19 protein-coding genes are annotated in these 19,881 nt (G+C 70.2%); 10 read left to right on the top strand and 9 right to left on the bottom strand.

Annotated features, from left to right (window positions below):
* Nucleotides 1-26: 26 nt before the first annotated feature.
* Nucleotides 27-1,319, bottom strand: coding sequence for an MFS transporter (locus ACXJKD_RS19485; protein WP_457256599.1), 1,293 nt, complete (start codon nucleotides 1,317-1,319; stop codon nucleotides 27-29).
* A gap of 109 nt (nucleotides 1,320-1,428) precedes the next feature.
* On the opposite strand from ACXJKD_RS19485, the gene ACXJKD_RS19480 reads away from it, so the two are divergent.
* The 5 genes from ACXJKD_RS19480 to ACXJKD_RS19460 all read left to right on the top strand — a co-directional run bounded on the left by ACXJKD_RS19480 (nucleotide 1,429) and on the right by ACXJKD_RS19460 (nucleotide 5,253).
* Complete coding sequence (locus ACXJKD_RS19480) at nucleotides 1,429-1,860, top strand: DUF309 domain-containing protein (RefSeq protein ID WP_457256598.1); 432 nt, start codon at nucleotides 1,429-1,431, stop codon at nucleotides 1,858-1,860.
* 60 nt (nucleotides 1,861-1,920) lie between these two features.
* Nucleotides 1,921-2,580 (top strand): MBL fold metallo-hydrolase, encoded by a 660-nt coding sequence (locus ACXJKD_RS19475; RefSeq protein WP_457256597.1) that lies wholly within the window; start codon nucleotides 1,921-1,923, stop codon nucleotides 2,578-2,580.
* 71 nt (nucleotides 2,581-2,651) lie between these two features.
* Nucleotides 2,652-2,864 (top strand): hypothetical protein, encoded by a 213-nt coding sequence (locus ACXJKD_RS19470; protein ID WP_457256595.1) that lies wholly within the window; start codon nucleotides 2,652-2,654, stop codon nucleotides 2,862-2,864.
* A gap of 17 nt (nucleotides 2,865-2,881) precedes the next feature.
* Nucleotides 2,882-3,706, top strand: coding sequence for an ABC transporter ATP-binding protein (locus ACXJKD_RS19465; RefSeq protein ID WP_457256593.1), 825 nt, complete (start codon nucleotides 2,882-2,884; stop codon nucleotides 3,704-3,706).
* Nucleotides 3,682-5,253, top strand: a complete 1,572-nt coding sequence (locus tag ACXJKD_RS19460; RefSeq protein WP_457256592.1) for a hypothetical protein — start codon at nucleotides 3,682-3,684, stop codon at nucleotides 5,251-5,253. The genes ACXJKD_RS19465 and ACXJKD_RS19460 overlap by 25 nt, the downstream gene beginning before the upstream one ends.
* Nucleotides 5,254-5,293: 40 nt before the next feature.
* Here the strand turns inward: ACXJKD_RS19460 and ppgK are convergent, their stop codons facing one another.
* Both ppgK and map read right to left on the bottom strand, forming a co-directional pair.
* Nucleotides 5,294-6,067 carry a polyphosphate--glucose phosphotransferase gene (gene ppgK, locus ACXJKD_RS19455; protein ID WP_457256590.1) on the bottom strand — a complete coding sequence of 258 codons (774 nt, stop codon included), beginning with the start codon at nucleotides 6,065-6,067 and terminating at the stop codon, nucleotides 5,294-5,296.
* 29 nt (nucleotides 6,068-6,096) lie between these two features.
* Nucleotides 6,097-6,960: a type I methionyl aminopeptidase gene (gene map / locus ACXJKD_RS19450; protein WP_457256588.1), complete on the bottom strand. Its 864-nt coding sequence runs from the start codon at nucleotides 6,958-6,960 to the stop codon at nucleotides 6,097-6,099.
* Between the two features lie 51 nt (nucleotides 6,961-7,011).
* Here map and ACXJKD_RS19445 point away from each other — a divergent pair, with 51 nt between their 5' ends.
* Nucleotides 7,012-7,194 (top strand): methionine aminopeptidase, encoded by a 183-nt coding sequence (locus ACXJKD_RS19445; protein ID WP_457256587.1) that lies wholly within the window; start codon nucleotides 7,012-7,014, stop codon nucleotides 7,192-7,194.
* 69 nt (nucleotides 7,195-7,263) lie between these two features.
* On the opposite strand, the gene ACXJKD_RS19440 is transcribed toward ACXJKD_RS19445, so the two are convergent.
* The 4 genes from ACXJKD_RS19440 to panB all read right to left on the bottom strand — a co-directional run bounded on the left by ACXJKD_RS19440 (nucleotide 7,264) and on the right by panB (nucleotide 11,137).
* Nucleotides 7,264-7,890, bottom strand: coding sequence for a class I SAM-dependent DNA methyltransferase (locus tag ACXJKD_RS19440; protein WP_457256586.1), 627 nt, complete (start codon nucleotides 7,888-7,890; stop codon nucleotides 7,264-7,266).
* Between the two features lie 41 nt (nucleotides 7,891-7,931).
* On the bottom strand, nucleotides 7,932-8,939 hold the full coding sequence (gene fgd, locus ACXJKD_RS19435) for a glucose-6-phosphate dehydrogenase (coenzyme-F420) (RefSeq protein WP_457256585.1): 1,008 nt from the start codon (nucleotides 8,937-8,939) through the stop codon (nucleotides 7,932-7,934).
* Nucleotides 8,940-9,067: 128 nt separating this feature from the next.
* Nucleotides 9,068-10,132 carry a M36 family metallopeptidase gene (locus ACXJKD_RS19430; protein ID WP_457256584.1) on the bottom strand — a complete coding sequence of 355 codons (1,065 nt, stop codon included), beginning with the start codon at nucleotides 10,130-10,132 and terminating at the stop codon, nucleotides 9,068-9,070.
* A 102-nt stretch (nucleotides 10,133-10,234) separates the two neighbouring features.
* Nucleotides 10,235-11,137: a 3-methyl-2-oxobutanoate hydroxymethyltransferase gene (gene panB, locus ACXJKD_RS19425; RefSeq protein ID WP_457256582.1), complete on the bottom strand. Its 903-nt coding sequence runs from the start codon at nucleotides 11,135-11,137 to the stop codon at nucleotides 10,235-10,237.
* A 326-nt stretch (nucleotides 11,138-11,463) separates the two neighbouring features.
* On the opposite strand from panB, the gene ACXJKD_RS19420 reads away from it, so the two are divergent.
* Nucleotides 11,464-13,776 (top strand): immune inhibitor A domain-containing protein, encoded by a 2,313-nt coding sequence (locus ACXJKD_RS19420; protein ID WP_457256581.1) that lies wholly within the window; start codon nucleotides 11,464-11,466, stop codon nucleotides 13,774-13,776.
* A gap of 270 nt (nucleotides 13,777-14,046) precedes the next feature.
* Nucleotides 14,047-14,430, top strand: coding sequence for a hypothetical protein (locus ACXJKD_RS19415; protein ID WP_457256580.1), 384 nt, complete (start codon nucleotides 14,047-14,049; stop codon nucleotides 14,428-14,430).
* A 74-nt stretch (nucleotides 14,431-14,504) separates the two neighbouring features.
* On the opposite strand, the gene ACXJKD_RS19410 is transcribed toward ACXJKD_RS19415, so the two are convergent.
* Entirely contained in the window at nucleotides 14,505-16,913 is a 2,409-nt protein-coding gene (locus ACXJKD_RS19410) for an immune inhibitor A domain-containing protein (protein ID WP_457256579.1), read from the bottom strand.
* 295 nt (nucleotides 16,914-17,208) lie between these two features.
* On the opposite strand from ACXJKD_RS19410, the gene ACXJKD_RS19405 reads away from it, so the two are divergent.
* Nucleotides 17,209-18,759 carry a phytoene desaturase family protein gene (locus tag ACXJKD_RS19405; protein WP_457256578.1) on the top strand — a complete coding sequence of 517 codons (1,551 nt, stop codon included), beginning with the start codon at nucleotides 17,209-17,211 and terminating at the stop codon, nucleotides 18,757-18,759.
* Nucleotides 18,760-18,766: 7 nt separating this feature from the next.
* Here the strand turns inward: ACXJKD_RS19405 and ACXJKD_RS19400 are convergent, their stop codons facing one another.
* Nucleotides 18,767-19,288, bottom strand: a complete 522-nt coding sequence (locus tag ACXJKD_RS19400; protein WP_457256577.1) for a hypothetical protein — start codon at nucleotides 19,286-19,288, stop codon at nucleotides 18,767-18,769.
* Nucleotides 19,289-19,522: 234 nt separating this feature from the next.
* Between ACXJKD_RS19400 and ACXJKD_RS19395 the strand changes: the two genes are divergently transcribed.
* A partial coding sequence (locus ACXJKD_RS19395) for a hypothetical protein (RefSeq protein WP_457256576.1) occupies nucleotides 19,523-19,881 on the top strand: 359 nt, incomplete at its 3' end.

Raw genomic sequence — 19,881 nt, 5'->3', positions numbered from 1 at the left:
CGGCCCGGGCACTGCCGCGGTCGTGGTCAGGCGGGGGCGGTGGGGGCGACACCGGGCGTGGTGGGGCTGGACGTGACCCGGTCGGCAGGGGCGTTCTGGCGCCGTGAGAGCAGGAGTGCGGGCACCGCCAGTGCAGAGATCGCAGCGCCGACCAGGTACGACGGTCCGTAGCCCCACACGTCAGCAGACTTGCCGAGGACCGGCTGGCCCCAGACCCCACCGCTGGAGCCCATGAGCGAGTCGAACGACAGGATCGTGGCGCGCTGCTTGGAGGGGATCAGGCCGTTGAGGTAGGTCTGGCGGATCGGCATCGCCGCCGCGAAGAGCAGACCCCACACGCTCACCAGGGTGATGACGACCCAGAAGCTCTGCAGGAGCCCCATCAGCGCGAGGGAAAGGGTCCCCAGGACCGAGATCGCGACCAGGGCGCTCGTCCGGCGGTGGACGAAGTGGCGCAGCCGGGGACCGAGCAGGCCCCCGAGGATCTGGGCCCCGGCCACGATCGCCGCTGCGAGGCCGGCGATCTGGTAGGCGTGCGGGTCGCCGTAGAGCTCCAAGAGGTAAGGCTGCAGGGCGTAGAACGCGTAGATGGCGACACCACCGGTGAACAGCGACTCGACCATCAACCACTTGACGGCGGGCACCCGCCACCCGAGGTCCACCGAGGTCGCCACGATGTGCCGCATCTCGGCGAGCGGGCGGCCGCGCGGGTCGGGTGTGAAGCCGATGTCGTGCATCACGACCGACGCGAAGAGGAACATCACCGCGAGGATCGCCGCGCGCAGCACGAAGGGCACCCCGACCGACGTGTGCTGGGCGATGACGCCGCCGCCGAGCGAGCCGACCAGCATCGCGGCCCCGCCCACGACCTGACCGCGGCCGAACACCGACTCGACGGTGCCGGTGAAGTTGACCGCGGCCAGGGCGTCGATGAGCCATGCCTCGACCGCGCCCGAGAAGAAGGTGAAGCCCAGTCCGAGCCCGATGGACGCCAGGGCCCACAGCCAGAACGGCGAGTGCCAGTGCCAGAGCGCCACGTAGGCCAGGGTGGCCGCGCTGAGCGTGATCGTGCCGAGCAGGTACGACGCGCGGCGACCGATCGTGTCGGCCACCACCCCGGTGGGCACCTCGAAGATCACCATGCCCGCGGTGAAGAAGGCGTTCGCCGCAAAGGCCTCGAGGTTCGACAGGCCGGCGTCGAGCAGGAAGATCGTGTTGATGCCCCAGATCAGCGCCTGGGCAAGGGTGTTGCCGAGGAGCAGCATCAGGTAGGTCCGCTCGACCTCCCGTGCCGTCGTGACGGGAGAGGCATTCGACACGGAACCACTCAAGCGCGCCGACGGCTCGACGTCGACGGGCGAACGGATGAGTCGCGCTGCTCGGGCCGTGCACTGGGCACCCGACGCCGCTCCTTGGGAGACTGGTCGCATGACTGACTCTGATCGTGACAGGGACACCACCGGCCGCGCCCGCCAGGCCAGGCCGCGTGACGCCCTGGGCCGACCGCTGCCCTATGGCGCTGAAGGTGTCGAGCCGGTCTCGGAGGAGCCGCTGCCCCCCGAGGAGACTCTCGCGGCAGCTCGGGAGCTCGTGGGAGCAGGACGACCGTTTTCCGCCCACGAGGTGCTGGAGGCGCGGTGGAAGGCCGGACCGGTCGAGGAACGCGACCTGTGGCAGGGGCTCGCCCAGGTCTGCGTCGCCATGACCCATGCGGCCCGCGGCAACCAGGTGGGAGCCGACCGGCTCTTCGACCGTGCCGCGGAGCGGCTGACGGCATTCGCTGCGACCGGACGCTCGGCCTACGGAGTCGACCTGGCTGCCGTTTTGGAGTCGGCGCGAGGTCACGTCGGAAGGCTGTGAAGGGCCCGTGCGCGGGTCCGCCGAGTGGGCCGGGCCGGCCACCCGGCATACCGTGGGTCCATGCGAATCACCCACCTCGGTCATGCCAGCCTGCTGCTCGAGGTCGCGGACACCCGCCTCCTGCTCGACCCCGGCGCCTGGTCGCCGGCGGCCCAGGAGCTGCGCGACCTCGACGCGGTGCTCGTCACGCACCAGCACCCGGACCACCTCGACCAGGAGCGGCTGCCCGACCTGCTGAAGGCGAACCCGGGTGCGCAGGTCGTCACCGACCCCGACACCGCGGCGATCCTGCGGGACAAGGGCATCGACGTGACGGCGTTCGCTGCGGGCGACACCGCCACGGTCGGGTCGGTGACCGTGACGGGCGTGGGGGAGCTGCACGCCCTCATCCACGAAGAGATCCCCCGGATCCACAACACCGGGATGCGGATCAGCGCCGACGGCGAGCCCACCTTCTTCCACCCCGGTGACTCCCTCGACGCCGAGCCCGAGGGGGTCGACGTGCTGGCCTTTCCCCTCAACGCCCCGTGGGCGCGCAGCCGCGAGATGACGGCCTTCCTGCGCCGGCTGGCCGCCCCGCACGCGATCCCGGTGCACGACGGGCTGCTCAACGCAGCAGGCCGCACCCTCTACCTCACCCAGGCGGGCAACCTCGGGTCGAAGGAGACGCGGATCCACGACCTCGCCGGGGGAGAGCCGCAGGAGTTCGCCGCCGGCTGACCAGGCCCAGTCGTCCGTCCACGGGGCGAGTCGGATTTTGTTCTTAGGTTAGCCTCACCTACTCTCCTTCCGTGCCCAAGAACTCCAAGGCCCCCAAGGGAGCCAAGGTCGCCAAGGCGAAGAAGAAGTGCTGCAAGGACAAGCCCCGCTGCGCGCTCTGTCCTGTGGTGCTCATGCGCCTGGAGAAGATGGGTTACGCCGAGCGCGACGCGGACAAGCCGCGGCGCTACACGGTCGAGAAGAACGTGCCGAAGAAGGCAATGCTCGTCGCGCGACAGCGGTGACGGGTTAGCGTCGTCCCATGTCGGACCCGCAGACCACCACCGAGCCAGCCGCAGGGGCCACGCCCGTGACCACGCGAGTGCCCGAGGTCGCCCTGGGCCTGCGCGGGCTGACCAAGCGCTTCGGCCAGACCACCGCCGTCGACCACCTCGACCTCGATGTGCCCAGGGGCTCGTTCTACGGCCTCGTGGGCCCCAACGGAGCGGGCAAGACCACGACGCTCTCGATGGCGACCGGGCTGCTGCGCCCGGACTCCGGCACGGCCCACGTGCTCGGCGTCGACGTCTGGGACGACCCGGTCGCCGCCAAGTCCCAGATCGGCATCCTCCCCGACGGCTTGCGCCTGTTCGACCGCCTCAACGGCCAGCAGCTGGTGACGTATGCCGGCCTGTTGCGCGGCATGGACCGCCAGCTCGTCGCGGAGCGCACCGCCGAGCTCCTCGCGGCCCTGGGGCTGACCGACGCCAAGGACAAGCTCGTCATCGACTACTCCGCGGGCATGACCAAGAAGATCACCCTCGCCTGCGCCCTCATCCACGCCCCCCGCCTGCTGGTCCTCGACGAGCCGTTCGAGGCCGTCGACCCGGTGTCCGCCCGGACCATCCGGGGCATCCTCGAGGACTTCGCGGCCAACGGCGGGACCGTGGTCCTTTCGAGCCACGTGATGGACCTCGTCGAGCGGATCTGCACCGACGTGGCGATCATCGCCGCCGGCGTCGTGCGTGCCTCGGGCGCCCTGGAGGAGGTCCGAGCCGGCGCGAGCCTGGAGGACCGGTTCCTCGACCTCGTCGGCGGCAGCACGACCGTGGAGGGGCTGGCGTGGTTGCGCACCTCGTCCGACTGAAGCTCCACCTGCTGCGCAACGGCCTGCGGCGCAGCGTCGCGGCGGTCGTGGGAATGGTGATCGGCGTGATCTACGGCGGTGGGTTCGTGGTGCTCGCCCTCGCCGGTCTGGTGGCGCTGCGCGCGCAGGGCGACCTCGAGCTCCCCGGGTCGGTCGTCGTGGTGACGGGGTCGGTGCTCGTGGCCGGCTGGTCACTGCTGCCGATCATCCTCTTCGGGGTCGACCCGACCCTCGACCCCACCAGGTTCGCGACCTTCGCCGTCCGAGAGCGGACGCTGGCGGTCGGCCTGGTCCTCACGGCCCTGGTCGGGCTGCCGGGGGTCGCCACGATCCTGTTGGTGCTCGGGACCGTGGTGGCGGGTTCGCGCTCGGTGTCCGCCACCGTGGCCGCGCTCGTCGGTGGGTTGCTCGGCCTGCTGACCTGTGTCCTCCTCAGCAGGATCGTCACCGCAGCAGCCGCGGCCGTCCTCGCCACCCGTCGCGGCCGCGATGTGGCGGGGGTCGGGGGCCTGTTGCTGTTCATCGTGGCCGGCCCGCTGATCGGCGGGCTCTCCGACGGGGGCATCGACCGCTCCACCCTGGACAGCGCGGCCCACGTGCTGGCCTGGACCCCCTTGGGCTGGGCCTGGGCGGCGGCCGGCGACTTCACCCTGGGGGAGTGGAGCACGGGGCTCACGCACCTCGCCCTGGCTGCTGCACTCGTCCTGGTCCTCCTCGTGGTCTGGGAACGGCTCCTCATCTCCGTCCTGCGCAACCCGCGGTCGGCCTCCGCGGACGGCGGCAAGGTCTCGGCGGGACTGGGGCTCTTCGGGAGGCTCCCGGCGACCCCGATGGGCGCGATCGCGGCACGGGCCGGCACCTACTGGGTCCGCGACCCCCGCTTCAACGTCCCGGCCATCATGACCATCCTGCTGCCGGCCGGGCTGCTCATCCCGGGCCTCGGCTCCGGGTCCCAGGCGGCCCTCCTCGGGATGCCTCTGGCGTCGGCCTACCTCATCGGCTGGGGACAGCACAACGACGTCGGCTACGACTCCACGGCGTTCTGGCTGCACGTCGCCTCGGGGGTCGACGGGGTCAGCGACCGGCTGGGCCGGCTCTTCCCCTCAGGACTGATGGCCGTGGTCTGCATCCCCGTCTACTGCCTGCTGGGACCCGTGTTCGGCGCGCCGTGGCGCATGCTGCCGGCGATCTTCGGCACTGCCTGCGCCTTGGCGCTCAACGGTTTCGCGGTGGCCTGCGTCACCAGCGCGGTGAAGCAGTATGCCGTGCCGGCACCGGGCGAGAACCCGTTCACCAGCCGTCCGGGGTCGGCCGGGGTGACGCTCGGCGTCCAGGCCGTCTGCGGCGTTGCGGTGTGGACGCTGTCGCTCCCGGCGCTGGGACTGGCGGTCGCGGCATACCTCGGCGTGGAGTGGGCGGCCTGGGCCGCGCTCGTGCTCGGCCCATTGCTGGGCGGGGTGGCGCTGGCGGTCGGGACCCGGCTGGGCGCCGACCTGTTCCGTCGTCGCCAGGCGCTGCTCCTGCAGGACCTCGTCGCGATGCGCTGAGGACCCGGCGGCGGCCGCCGGGTCCCTCGAGCGGGCTGGCCTACTTGTGGGCGGCGAGGTGGGCAGCGCCGATGATCCCCGCCTTGTTCTCCAGCGTCGCCGGCACGATGGGCGTCTTGAGCTTGAGGAGCGGCAGGAACTGCTCGGCGTCCTTGGACACTCCGCCACCGACCACGATGAGGTCGGGCCACAACAGGGCCTCGAGGTGGCTGTAGTAGCGCTGCAGGCGCTCGGCCCACACGGGGTACGAGAGGTCTTCCTTGTCCTTGATGGAGGAGGCCGCGCGCGACTCGGCGTCGAAGCCGTCGATCTCGAGGTGCCCGAGCTCGGAGTTGGGGATGAGCACGCCGTCGTAGATCAGCGCCGTGCCGATGCCGGTGCCCAGCGTCGTCATGACGACCAGGCCCTTCTGGCCCTTGGCAGCGCCGTAGTGCAGCTCGGCGACCCCTGCGGCGTCGGCGTCGTTGACCAGGACGATGTCGTGGCCCAGGACCTTCTCGAGCATCGGCTCGGCGTCGAAGTCGAGCCAGGACTTGTCGATGTTGGCGGCGGACCGGACCATGCCGTGGGTCACCACCCCGGGGATGGTCACGCCGATGGGGGAGTCGCCTCGGACGTCGTCGAAGTGGTCGACGATCTGGTCGATCACCGCAGCGACGGCCTCGGGGGTCGAGGGCGTGGGGGTGTCGATCCTCATCCGCTTCGACGCGAAGGAGCCCTTCGCCAGGTCGACGGGCGCACCCTTGATGCCGCTGCCACCCACGTCGATCCCCAACGGGAGTCCGTGCTTGGCCTGCTTGGCTTCCTTCGCCATCGGTCCGCCTTCCGTGCGGTGTTGCCGTGCTATGCCAGCGTGAGGATCTCGTTGCCGGTCTCGGTGATGAGGATGGTGTGCTCGAACTGTGCCGAACGACGGCGGTCTGCTGTCACGACCGTCCACCCGTCGTCCCACATCTCCCACTCGGGGGTGCCGAGGTTGAGCATCGGCTCGATGGTGAACGTCATGCCCGGCTCGATCACGGTGCTGTAGGAGGGCGCCGCGTCGTAGTGGGGGATGACCAGGCCGCTGTGGAAGCTGCGCCCGATCCCGTGCCCGGTGAAGTCCCGCACCACGCCGTAGCCGAAGCGCCGCGCGTAGCTCTGGATCACCCGCCCGATCACGTTGATCTCGCGGCCGGGGATGGCGGCCTTGATGCCGCGCATCATCGCCTCGCGGGTGCGCTCGACCAGCAGCCGCGACTCCTCGTCGACGTCGCCGCAGAGGTAGGTGGCGTCGGTGTCGCCGTGCACCCCGTCGATGAAGGCGGTGATGTCGATGTTGACGATGTCGCCGTCCTCCAGGCGACGGTCGTCGGGGATGCCGTGGCAGACGACCTCGTTCACGGAGGTGCACAGCGACTTCGGGAAGGCCTTGTACCCCAGGGTCGAGGGGTAGGCGCCGTGGTCGAGCAGGAACTCGTGGCCGACCCGGTCGATCTCGTCCGTCGTGACTCCCGGCGCGATGACCGCGGCGGCTGCCGCCATGGCCTGGGCGGCGATCCGCCCGGCCACCCGCATCCGGTCGATGGTCTCCGGGTCCTTGACCTCCGACCCGGTGTCCCGTGCCGGCGCGGGCCGGTCGACGTACTCGGGCCGCACGATCGAGGCGGGCACCGGACGGCGTGGGGAGACCACGCCCGGTGCCACGCTTGCGTACGTCAACGGCATACGGTGGAGTCTAGGGACGTACGCAGATCCGTCGAGTTGGAGGGCACCCCCATGGCCTTTTGGTACAACGTCAGCAGCGGTCAGGTCGAGAGCGACGACAACAAGAGCCAGGGGGACGACCTGATGGGTCCCTACGACTCGCAGGAAGAGGCGTCCAACGCGCTGCAGACCGCACGCGAGCGCACCGAGAAGTGGGACGCCGAGGACAAGGCGTGGGAGGAAGGCGAGGACTGAGCCGCTCCCGGGTCCCACGCTCCGCGTGGGCGGACTGAGCTGCTGGGAACTACTGCCCCCTCCAGCCCGTCAGCCGCCGAGGCGGTGGACGGACACGGCGTAGCCGGAGTCGGGCCGCCACGACTCGCGGTCCCACGTGCCGTGCCGCCGCACGAGGGTCAGTCCGGCGACCTCGCAGGCCCGGTCGTAGTCGTCCAGGGGGGTCACCGGGCAGCCCTGGGGCAGGTGGGCGCCATCGAGCCCGAAGCCGGCCACGAGCAGGCCGCCGGGCTGGAGGTGGGCGGCCAGCCGCAGCACGGCGGCGAGCAGGGTGCCGGGGGCCAGCAGCGGGATGACGTTGCCGGCGAGCACGGCGAGCTCGAACGCCTGCGACCGCAGCTGCAACCGGCTGAGGTCCTGGCGCACCCACGTCGTCGCGGGGTCGCGTTGCGCGGCCACCTCGATCATGGCGGCATCGGCGTCGACCCCGACGCAGTGGTAGCCGAGGGCGGTGAGCTGCGTGGCGACCCGACCGGTGCCGCACCCGGCGTCGAGCACCCGGGCGGGCGGCGACAGGACCGAGGCGACGAAGGCCGCCTCGCCGTGGATGTCCATGCCCTGGGCGGCCAGGTCGTCGAACCGGCGCTGGTACGCGGTCGCGGCGCCCGGGCCGCCGGACACCTCGGACCACCGGGTGCGGGGCCCCATCTCGGTCATGCCATCCAGCCTAGATTCGGTTGGGGTGCAGGGGAACCCGGTCAGCCCAGCTCGCGCAGCCCGGGCAGGACCCGGTCGGCGAACGTGGTGAGGAAGCGGGCCTGGTCGTGCCCCGGCCCGTGGAAGACCAGGTGGTTGAAACCCCAGTCGACGTAAGGCTGCACGGCGGCGACGACCTCGTCCGGGTCGTCGGAGACGATCCATCGTGAGGCGATCTGCTCGTCCGACAGCGCGTCACCGAGCCGCCCCAGCTCGACCGGGTCACTGGTGCCGTGCTTCTGCTCGGCGGTGAGCGACAACGGCGCCCAGAAGCGGCAGTTCGTCACGGCCTGCTCGCGGTCCGGGTCCCAGGACAGCTTGATCTCGATCATCCGGTCGAGGTCGTCGCGGGTGCGGTCGGACTTGGCCAGCCCCTCGTCCACCGCGGGGAGCAGCTTGTCGCGGTAGAGCTCCTCGCCCTTGCCCGAGGTGCAGATGAACCCGTCACCGGACCGACCGGCATACCGCGCCACGAGGGGGCCGCCCGCGGCCACGTAGAGGGGCACCGGCTGGTCGGGACGGTCGTAGACCGTGGCGTCCACGACGCGGTAGTAGTCGCCGTCGAAGGTGACCCGCTCCTCGGTCCAGAGCGTGCGCATCAGCGTGACCGCCTCGCGCAGCCGCGCGAACCGCTCCTTGAACTCGGGCCACTCGTCCACCGACCCGACGACGACCTCGTTGAGCGCCTCCCCGGTGCCGATGCCGAGCATGACGCGACCGGGGTACAGCGCGCCGAGGGTGCCGAAGGCCTGGGCCACCACCGCCGGGTTGTACCGGAACGTCGGTGTCATGACCGAGGTGCCGACCTGCACCCGCTCGGTGCGCTCGCCGAGCGCCGCGAGCCAGGCGAGCGAGAAGGGGGCGTGCCCTCCGTCGTGGCGCCACGGCTGGAAGTGGTCGGAGACGAGCACGCTGTCGAGCCCGACCTGCTCGGCGAGCACCCCGAAGTCGAGCAGCTCTCGGGGCGCGAACTGTTCAGCGGAGGCCTTGTAACCGATGCGCAGGGTCATGGCCCCACCGTATGCCGCGTGGCCGGCCGTGCGTTGTCCGGTCGGGCTGCCCGGGGAGCCGCCCGACGTGGCGCTGGGCTGTGCCGTCATGGCGCTGCGGCGGTGCGGTGCACCGCCGCAGCGGGGGACTAGAAGCTGATGCCGCGCGCTGCGAACCGCGCCTTGACCAACGCCGCGGCGGTCGCGCCGTCACGGGCCAGGGCGGTGTCATAGGTCGTCTTGGCCGCAGCCGAGAACGACGTGTCCGGCGCGAAGCGGAACTGCGCGTCGATGAGCGTGGTGTCCCAGTTGCGGGTCGTCTTGCCCATCGCGACGTACCCGAGTCGGATCTCCCAGAGCGCCTGGCTCCAGATCTGGCCGTCGGCGTGGACCTCGCCCTCCCGGGTCTTCACGGTCATCCCGGTGTCGAAGCGCCTGATGCAGTGCGGCGCATCGGTGTAGGACGTCGCGTCCCAGTCCATCGGGCAGGCCTGCTCGGCGCGCACCGGCCAGCCGTACTGACCTGCGGCGGCCAGCCCGACCGACACCGCGAGGTAGTCGCCGAACGACTCACCGATCGAGCCGGCATCCAGGGTGCTGCCGAAGCCGGGGACCTGGGACTCGTGCACGGCGTGGCCATACTCGTGCACGATCACCTCGGCGTCCTCCGCGTCGTCGACGCCACCCTTGCCCAGACGGATCCGGTAGGGCTTGGAGGTCTGGTAGGAGTTGTCGCCGCCGTACTGGTCGATCTTGACCTCGAAGGGCTGCTTGACGATGCCCGGGAGGGCCGACCCGAAGCCGAGCGACTGCAGGTACTCCTGTGCCTGGTTGACCCAGAAGTAACCCATCACCTGCTCGAACTGGTCCTGGTGCCGGGTGTAGTTGAAGGTGTTCGTCGTGCTGAATGCCGGTGTGCCCGTGGAGGACTCGACGTTGGCCCACTTGCCGCGCAGGTAACCGGAACCGTCGAGGTTGCGCAGGGGGACGGTGGCGTAGGCGCTGGCCGGCACCGCGGCGTCGGAGTCCTTCTGGTCGGTCAGCGTCTGGTCGCCGGACGACTGGACGGGGTTCACCATGAACACCTTCCCGGTGCCCGTCGCGCTGCCGCTCCCGGGCTTGGTGGCCGCTGCCGGGGTGGCGGCAGCCAGCGCCAGGGCGGTGCAGGCGGCGGTGACGGTGACGAGCGCAGTGGTGCGAAGTCGCTGGGGCACGGGTGTCCTCCTCGGTGTGGGGCGGGCCCGGTCGGGACCCACCGGGGGGACGCTAGCGGGTGAGATCCCCGAGTCGCGTCCTACCGATGCGGGAGTTTCGGCTCACTCGAGGAAGGAGTTCTCCCCGGCGGGGAACGCGCCGGAGGCGACGTCCGCGGCATACGCGGCGGCTGCCCTGGCGAGCTCGCCACGGAGGTCGGCGTACTTCTTGACGAACCGCGGCGCCTTGCCGCCGCGCAGTCCGGCCATGTCCTGCCACACGAGGACCTGCGCGTCGCAGTCGGGTCCCGCACCGATGCCGATGGTCGGGATGGACAGCACCTCGGTCACCCGCGCGGCCAGTGGAGCCGGGACCATCTCCATGACGATGGCGAAGCAACCGGCCTTCTCCAGCGCGACGGCGTCCTCGACGAGGCGGTCGCCGGAGTCGCCACGGCCCTGGACGCGGTAGCCGCCGAGGACGTGCTCGCTCTGCGGCGTGAAGCCGATGTGGCCCATCACCGGGATGCCGGCCCGGACGAGGAGCTCGACCTCGGGCACCATCGGCTTCCCGCCCTCGAGCTTGACCGCGTGGGCCAGGCCCTCCTTCATGAAGCGGGTGGCCGTGGCCAGCGCCTGCTGCGGACTGGCCTGGTAGGACCCGAACGGCAGGTCGGCCACGACCATCGCGTGCTTGGCCGCCGACGTCACCGCGCGCACCAGCGGCACGAGGTGGTCGACCGTGACCGGCACGGTGGTCTCGAAGCCGTAGACGTTGTTGCCGGCCGAGTCGCCGACGAGCAGCACGGGGATCCCGGCCTCGTCGAAGATCTCCGCGGAGTACATGTCGTAGGCCGTGAGCATGGCCCACTTCTCGCCCTTTTCCTTCATCGCCCGGAGGTGGGGGATGCGCACGCGGCGCTGCGGCGCGGCCTGGGCGCCGGTGCCATAGGGCGCGGCCACCTCCCCGGCTGCGGCGGCGGTGGAGCCGGGGACCGGCGCGGAACTCGGGGGCTGCTCGCTCATGCAAGGACCCTATCGACGGGCCGGACCCCGTGGGAGTCGACCGTGGGTGCCGACCGTGAGAGCCACCTCCGTCCTCCCGGCCCTCCGGGCGCTGGCTCCGGAAGATCGGTTATTTCGGGCGAGGGGAACAGTTGCGGCGTTGTCGGGCACGGGCGCGGTGAACCGCGGATCTTTCGGGGTTCGTGCTCCCACGTACGCCCTTCTCCGCCGTGCAAAGGTTTCTTTACCAAGTTCTTAACCACCGAACCATTGGTCTGGTAGCGCAACCGTGTTTGGGTCGCCCTTGCGTGTCCGAACAAGGACCGCCAATTTCAACTGGAGGATTTGTGAAGAGACGTCATCTGAGCGCTCTCTCGGGTGCGGCCATCGCGGCCGTCACCCTGAGTCTGGTTTCCGCTCCCGCGCAGGCGACCCCTGCGTCCAAGGACTCGGAGCCCAAGGCTGCCAACCGGGAGCACGACCTGCCGAACCCCCTGGGCGACGCCGCACGCGCGCTCCGCAAGGAGGCCGTCGACAAGCTCGTCAAGGGCGAGGCCACCACCGAGATGCGCGGCGGCCAGCGCGTCATCAAGCTCGCGGGCAACGCCAAGGCTCCGAAGGGGAGCAAGGCCGCGACGGACCGGTTCGTGTCCTACCCGGTCGAGCGCGAGGAGGACATCTTCACCGTCCTCACCGACTTCGGCACCCAGACCAAGACCGGCTTCGACGCGACGCCCGGCCCGGTGCACAACCAGATCCCCGCGCCCGACCGCGTCTGGGACGGCAACGCCACCGACGACAACTCGACGTACTGGACCGCGGACTTCAACCGCGCCCACTACCAGGACATGATGTTCGGCGAGGGTGAGTCGTTCAAGGACTTCTACCTGAAGCAGTCGAACGGTCGCTTCGTGGCCAAGGGTGACGTCTCCGACTGGGTCACGGTGCCCTTCAACGAGGCTCGCTACGGCAAGAGCAACAACGCCGACGGTTACTGGAACTACGTCAAGGACACCGCGACGGCCTGGTACAACGCCCAGAAGGCCGCCGGCAAGAGCGACGCCGAGATCACGACCTACCTGAAGCAGTTCGACAAGGTCGACCGCTACGACGCGGACCAGGACGGCAACTTCAACGAGCCGGACGGCTACATCGACCACTTCCAGGCCATCCACGCCGGTGAGGGCGAGGAGGCCGGCGGTGGTGCACAGGGCACCAACGCCATCTGGTCGCACCGTTGGTACGCGTACTCCACCGACGCCGGCAAGACCGGCCCGGAGGGTGCGAAGCTCGGCGGCGTGCCGCTCGGCAACTCCGGCATCTGGATCGGTGACTACACCACCGAGCCCGAGAACGGTGGCCTCGGTGTCTTCACCCACGAGTTCGGCCACGACCTCGGTCTGCCGGACTACTACGACACCGCGGGTGGCGACAACGGCACCGGCTTCTGGACGCTGATGTCCGGTGGCTCGTGGCTCAACCACGGCACCGACTCGATCGGCACCACCCCGGGCTACATGGGCCCGCTCGAGAAGCTGCAGCTCGGCTGGCTCGACTACAAGACCGTGCCCTACGGCACGGACATGACGGTCAAGCTCGGTTCGGCGGACCAGCCCAAGAGCACCTCGACCTACCAGGCCCTCGCGGTCACGCTGCCGGACAAGACGGTCAAGACCGACTACAACACCCCCCACGGTGGCTCGTACGAGTGGTGGGGCGGGGCGAACGACAGCCTCAACAACACCCTGACCCGCACGGTGGACCTCACCAACGCGACCACCGGCTCGGTCTCGGCCTGGCTGCAGTACAACATCGAGCAGGACTACGACTACCTGTACGCCGAGGTGAGCACCGACGGTGGCGCGACCTGGAAGGACGCGGCAGCGCCGATCTCCGGTCCGTCCGACAACGCCGGCCTCACCCCGTGGGCCCAGAAGTCGTGGGACCTCACGCCGTACGCCGGCAAGAGCGTCCAGTTCCGCTTCCGCTACGCCACCGACGGCGGCCTGCACTTCGAGGGCCCGTTCCTCGACGACCTGGCCATCACGGTCGGCGGCACCACCGTCACCGACGACGTCGAGGGCGGCACCAACGGCTGGACGGCCAACGGGTTCACCCGCATGACCGGTTCCACGTCCGAGGTCGTCAGCCACTACTACCTGGCTGAGAACCGCACGTACACCGGGTACGACAACACCCTCAAGACCGGCCCGTACAACTTCGGCTGGGGCAACACCAAGCCCGACTGGGTGGAGCGGTTCCCGTACCAGAACGGCCTGCTGGTCTGGTACGTCGACGGCGAGTTCACGGACAACAACACCTCGGGTCACCCGGGTGGCGGCCAGTCGCTGCCGGTGGACGCCCGTCCGGCCCCGGTGAGGTTCGCCGACGGTGTGAAGCTGGGCAACCGGCGTCAGCCGTGGGACGCCACCTTCGGGCTCGAGCGCACCGACGCGGTGACCTTCCACCGCAACGGCACCGCGCTGAACGTCCCGTCGCAGCCGGCCATCCCGGTCTTCGACGACAGCGACCCGAACAGGTACTGGTCCGCAGCCAACCCTTGGTCCTCGGTCAAGGTTGCCGGCTCGGGCACGGTCATGAAGGTCAACAAGTCGGAGGACGGCGGCAACCAGCTGCAGGTCCAGGTCAGCTTCAAGTGACCTGACGCGCTGACCGAGGTCAGTGCGCGCACGACACGGCAGGGCCCCGGGATCACCGATCTCGGGGCCCTGCTTCGCTGTTCCTGGGCGACAGCGGCGCTGGCCGCGTGCACTCCCGACAGCCGCGTCCACCCCCGACAGCCGCGTCCACCCCCGACAGCCGCGTCCAGCTCCGGCAGGGTGGAGGACTCCAGTGGTGCGATCCGGGTCGCGGGGACAGACTCGAAGCAGGTCGCCCGACCGTGCGGCGACACGACTGAGGAGGAGTTCATGGGAGATAGCTTCGAGGTCGCACAGAGCAGCTCGGAGGACGAGCTGACCGAGGAGCAACGGCACGAGGTCGTCGCCGCGCAGCTGCGCGGCGAGGCGAAGGCGGCCGGCCAGGGGCCCGACGCCGTGGTCGCCGCCGTGGCGTCCGAGCTGGAGGAGATCGGCCTGGAGCCGGACGCCTCCGAGCTGCACCGGCGCTACGAGGAGATCGACCCCGAGATCCCCGAGCTCACCGATGCCGACGACGCCCCGCCGGCCGACCAGGGGACCAGTGCGGCGACCGCGGCACCAGGGTCCGAGGACTCGGCCGCAGACGGTCCCGTCGCAGCCGGCGTCGACGCCTCGCGCGAGCGCGCACCGGTCGACGACCAGCCGCCGCGCTAGCACCCGCCACATGGAAGGGCCCCGTCAGCCTGCTGGCTGACGGGGCCCTTCGTTGCGCTGGCTGGCCAGCAGACCTACTTCGGGGCCACCGTGATGTTGAGGTGACCACCGCTGGCGATGCCGTTGACCTTGACGGTCGTGCCCGTCTTGGGGACGTTCACGCCGTACCAGCCGGGCTGGTACCGACCGGCGTGCGCGCCGGTGGCGGCGTGCTCGTCGGAGTTGGACCACCAGGACTTGGTGTCATCGAAGGTTGCCACCGCCGGCTTGGAGGCGATCGACCCAGCCACGCTGTTGTTGTGCAGCGTGATCGCGTCGGTCCGCTCGAGCCCGAAGGTCGAGTCGTAGGCCAGGATGCGGGGCCGCATCAGGGTCGCGTCCGGCCAGTGGCTGAACTGCGGGTGGGCATCCACCGGCAGGATCAGGCCGCCGCCCGGGTGCTCGCCGACGTTGTTGTCGCCGAACGACTCGTCCCAGTAGTTGATGAGCATCCCGTTCTGGTACGGGTAGGTCTCCACCCAGTCGGGCCTGGTGTTGAGGAACCCGAAGTTGTAGGCCGTCTTGAGCGAGGCGTCGTAGCCGTCGTACTGGCGGTTCTCCAGCACGTAGGCGTTGAAGTGGAAGCTCTCGGCCTTTCCGGTGGTGCGGGTGAAGCCGTCGAGCACCCAGCCCTCGTCGGTCTCGGCGTTGCCGACGACGGTCCCGTTGATGGCGACGTCGTCCACGGCGATGCCGTAACCGATCACCGCCGGGTCGGTGGTGTAGCGCCACCGCAGGGCGTTGGTGCCTACCGGCAGGGTCGCCGTCAGGTCGACGTAGGCACCCGTGGCGAACCCGGTCGACGTGCCGGTGATCCCGGTGTGCGACGGGTTGTTGCTGTTCGGGTCCGTGGTGCTGGACCGGTTGGTGAGCACCGGCGTCCACGAGGTGCCGCCATTGCTGGAGGCCTCGAGGAAGGCGTAGTCGAAGTCGGGCTCGGTGCTGTAGCGGACCTTGGCCGTGAGCGACCCGGCAGTGATCCCGGTCGTCTTGGTCATGGTGTGCGTGAAGTCGTTGCCCTGTCCGCTGTAGAAGAACTGCGTCCCGGACGCGGGCACACCCACGTCATCGACGCGCTTCTTGTCGGGCAGCAGCACGAAGACCGCTTGCGGCGACTTGGTGGCCGGGGTGTTCGGGCCAAGCTTGTGGGTCGACTTCGCACCGGCATGGGCCACCTCGTAGAACGGGCCACTGGTGCCCTGGGCGCTGAGCCAGCCGAGCTGGAACTTCTCCCAGTTGCCGAGGTCCGTCGGGGCGTCGCCGATGCCGTCAGGGCTGCCGTCGCCGATGTTGGCGCCGGAGGACATCAGGCTCCAGAACGCGGTGTTGTTCTCCGCCCCACCGGTGTTGCCCGAGGTGTCGTAGAGGTCGGGCAGGCCGAGGTCGTGGCCGAACTCGTGCGCGAACACGCCGAGGCCACCGTTCTCGGGCTGGACCGTGTAGTCGTAGACCCACACGCCCGTCGGGTTGTTGGGGACCAGCGAGCTGGACACGATGCCGCCGTTGGAGCCGACGTTGACGCCGACGCCGAGCGGGCCGCCAGCCTGGATGTTGGCACCGGACCGGTGGCTCCAGATGGCGTCCGAGCCCTGGTTCGGGTCACCGGCAGCCTGGTCGCCACCGGCGTGGACGATCTGGAAGTGGTCGATGACGCCGTCGGGCTCGGCGAAGTTGCCGTCACCGTCGATGTCGTAGCGGTCCTGGTGGTCGAAGGTCTTCAGGTAGTCCTGGATCTGGGCCATCGTCTGGCCACTGTCCAGCTGGGCCTTGACCCACACGGCGAGCGCGTCGCGCACCAGCGCCTTGCTGGTGTTGCAGACGATGTCGCCGCAGTAGTCACGTCCGTAGAGGGCCTCGTTGAACGGGACCTTCACCCACTCGGTGACAGCACCGTCGACGGAGTAGCGCCCCGAGGACTGCGTCTCGTAGTACTTCTTCATCCGGTTGAAGTACATGTCCTCGTAGTGGGCGCGGTCGTAGTTCTGCTGCCAGAGCGTGGAGTTGTCGACGCTGCGGTCCGGCGCCGGGATCTGGTTGTGCAGCGGTCCGGTCACGTCCGTGGTACTGCCGTCAGGCGGCGGGCCCTGGAAGATCGGGTTCGGGTACTGCTGGTCACCGAACTCGGTGATGACGACGAAGATCTTGTCCGTGCCCTCGTTCGCGAGGTCCACGTACTGACCCTTGCCGAGCTTGGCGACCGAGCCCTGCATCGCCTTGTCGCCCTTGAGCTTGCGCTGGAGAGCGGTCTGTCGCAGGGCGTCCTGCTTGATCGCCAACGGCGGGCGGAGGTTGTCGCTGCCGTGCTTGATCTTTCCGCCAGCCTTGTCCGTGGGTGGAACGGCTGCGGCAGAGCCGGTGCTGGCGACGAAGCCGGCGAGCACCATGCTGCCAATGGCGACCAGGCTGTATGCCCTGCGCCTTCCTGAGTGGACCGTGTGTGTCACGTGGACCCTGCCTTCTATCGGTGGGAACTCCTCCTGGCGCCCGGCCGCGACGCTCCACAAGAACGCGGGTGACCTGGACTTTCACAGTGAAGACCTGCCTGTCCGAAATGTGATCACCCCACAACCGGTTTGTTATCCATTCGTGACATCACGACCTCCGCTGGCTTGGTCGTGTGGGGCGGACGGGGTCGTCCCCCGCGCCCGGCATGACAGATGTCATGTGCTCGCGGCCAGCGCTCGCAGCCCGGGGGAGGGTGGCGTCGAGGCCACCCCGGGCGGCCCGTAGGCTCGCCCGGTGGACTACGACGACGTCGTCATCGGTGGGGGGCACAACGGGCTCACGGCCGCGGCATACCTCGCCCGTGCAGGCCGGCGCGTGCTCGTGCTGGAGGCGGCCGACCACGTCGGTGGTGCCGCCGTGTCGGCGCAGGCGTTCCCAGGCGTGGACGCGCGGCTGTCCCGCTACTCGTACCTCGTCTCACTACTGCCACGGCAGGTCATCACCGACCTCGACCTCGACGTACGGCTGATCCGGCGACGGTTCTCGTCGTTCACTCCCGTCCCGTCGCAGCCCGCCCGCGGGCTGCTCGTCGACCACGGGGACCCCGGGGCGACCGCGGCCGGCTTCGCGCAGCTCACCGGCAGCCCGCGGGAGTATGCCGCCTGGCAGCGGTTCTACGGGCGGGTCCAGCACCTGGCCGAGCGGGTCTTCCCGACCGTGCTCGAGCCCCTGCGCACCGAAGCGGACGTGGCCGGGCTCGTCGGCGACGACGACCTGTGGGACGCGCTGGTGCGCCGCCCGCTGGCCGAGGTGCTCGAGGCCGAGTTCTCGGACGACACGGTGCGCGGCATCGTCGCGACGGACGCCCTCATCGGCACCTTTGCGCGGATGGGTGGCACGGACCTGCGGCAGAACGTCTGCTTCCTCTACCACCTCATCGGTGGCGGGACGGGTGACTGGGACGTGCCGGTTGGCGGCATGGGCTCGGTCACCGACGGGCTCGCCCGGGCGGCGGTCGCCGCCGGTGCCGAGCTTCGCACCTCCACCCGGGTGCTGGCGGTCGACCCGGACGGGGAGGTGCACTTCGAGGGCGGCTCGGCGCGAGCGGCCACTATCCACGCGGCCTGCGCGCCCGCCGTCCTGAACTCGCTGCTCGGCGCCGCAGGGGCCGACCCGGTGCCCACCGAGGAAGCGTCCGAGGGCGCCCAGCTCAAGGTCAACATGCTGCTCTCGCGACTCCCGCGGTTGCGTGACGAGTCGGTCGACCCTGCCGCCGCCTTCGCCGGCACGTTCCACATCAACGAGGGCTGGACGCAGCTCGACGAGGCGTATGCCGCCGCTGACGCCGGGCGGGTGCCCCAGCTGCCGCCGTGCGAGATCTACTGCCACAGCCTCTCGGACCGGTCGATCCTCGGCCCGGAGCTGGCGGCCACCGACGCGCAGACGCTCACCTTGTTCGGCCTGCACCTGCCGGCTCGGCTGTTCCGCGGCACCAGGGAGGAGCACGACGCGGCGAAGGACCTCGCGCTCGCCCGGACGCTCGGGTCGCTCAACTCGGTGCTCGCCGAGCCGATCCAGGACGTGCTCCTGCGCGACCCCGAGGGGGCGTACTGCCTGGAGGCGCGCACCCCCGTCGAGCTCGAGGCGGAGCTGGGCCTCCCGGGCGGCAACATCTTCCACCGCTCGCTGCAGTGGCCGTGGGCCGAGAGCGAGTCCGAGGTCGGCAGCTGGGGTGTGGAGACGGTGTACCCGACGATTCGCATCGCCGGAGCCGGCGCCCGCCGCGGCGGAGGGGTGAGCGGCATCCCGGGCCACAACGCCGCCATGTCGGTGCTCAAGGGCTGAGGGGTCGTCAGGTCCCTGGGGCGTGGTCTGCCCCGCGGCTCCCGCGCGGCTCCCGCGCAGTCAAGTCGAGCAGGGCCCGCTCGAACTCCGGGTGGACGCGGGTGAGCAGGAGGCCGCCATCCCTCGAGAGGTGGACCCCGATGGTGTTGAACCACTCGTTGCCGGCGTAGACGGCCAACCCCACGAACGCTGGGAAGAGCAGGAACGCGGAGTTCTGGCGGCCCTGGGTCGTGGCGATGATGGCGAGGGTCACTCCGACCACGAAGAGGACGAAAGCCGCTCGACGCACGCGGCGATGGCGACGCCACACGGCGGCCTGCATGGGGACCTGGATCTCGTAGCTCTTCGAGCTGGCCAGACTGGCGAACAACCACGGCAAGAACCCGAAGACGATCATGACCCAGGACCAGCCGGGTGCCGCGCTGCCCTTGATGGTCAGTACGTCGGCGGTCGGGATCCCGGTCTTGACGCAGACCCGCGGGAGCGGGACGAGGCGGAAGGTCGACTCGGAGACCTGGACGCTGGGCACGCGGCAAGGGTAGGTGCCGCGTCCAGCGGCCGGCGCGCGATCGGGGAGATTCGGGGTAGCCCGTGGTCCTGGCGGCCGCTCGCGGGGAGCCCGGCCGGTCTGGTGGCGGGGTCTGGAGGGTGCGGCTGTTGTCCCTGAAGTGCTTGGCGACGTGGCTCGCAATCGCCTTTCGTCCCAACCGTTTTCCCCATGGGTGACCTTCGGCTGTCGGTGGTGGTCTCTACGATGGGATACATGTTCGAGAGCGTGCAGGGCGTGCAGGTGACCGAGCCGGCGGTCCTTGCTGGTGCGCTGTTCACCCTCACCGACGACGAGATCGCCGAGCTGCCCGTTGAGGCGGCCGAGGCGCTGGTGCTGGCGTCGCAGCGGGTGGTTAGCGCGGCGGTGGCGCGGCAGCGGTCGGCGATGGAGACCGTCGCGAGGCGGTGCGACGAGCGCAGCGAGCTCGACGCGGCCGACGCGGTTGCGTCCGGTGGCCGGCGTCAGCGGCTGTCCGGTCATGCGGTCGCGGCGGGGTCGCTCGCGGCGCTGCTGCACGTGTCGCCGCGGACCATGTCGACCCGGATCGACCACGCCCGCCGGGTGGTGTGCGC

The sequence above is a fragment of the Pedococcus sp. P5_B7 genome, from assembly GCF_054049895.1.
This window is presented reverse-complemented; position numbering and strand designations above follow the sequence as displayed.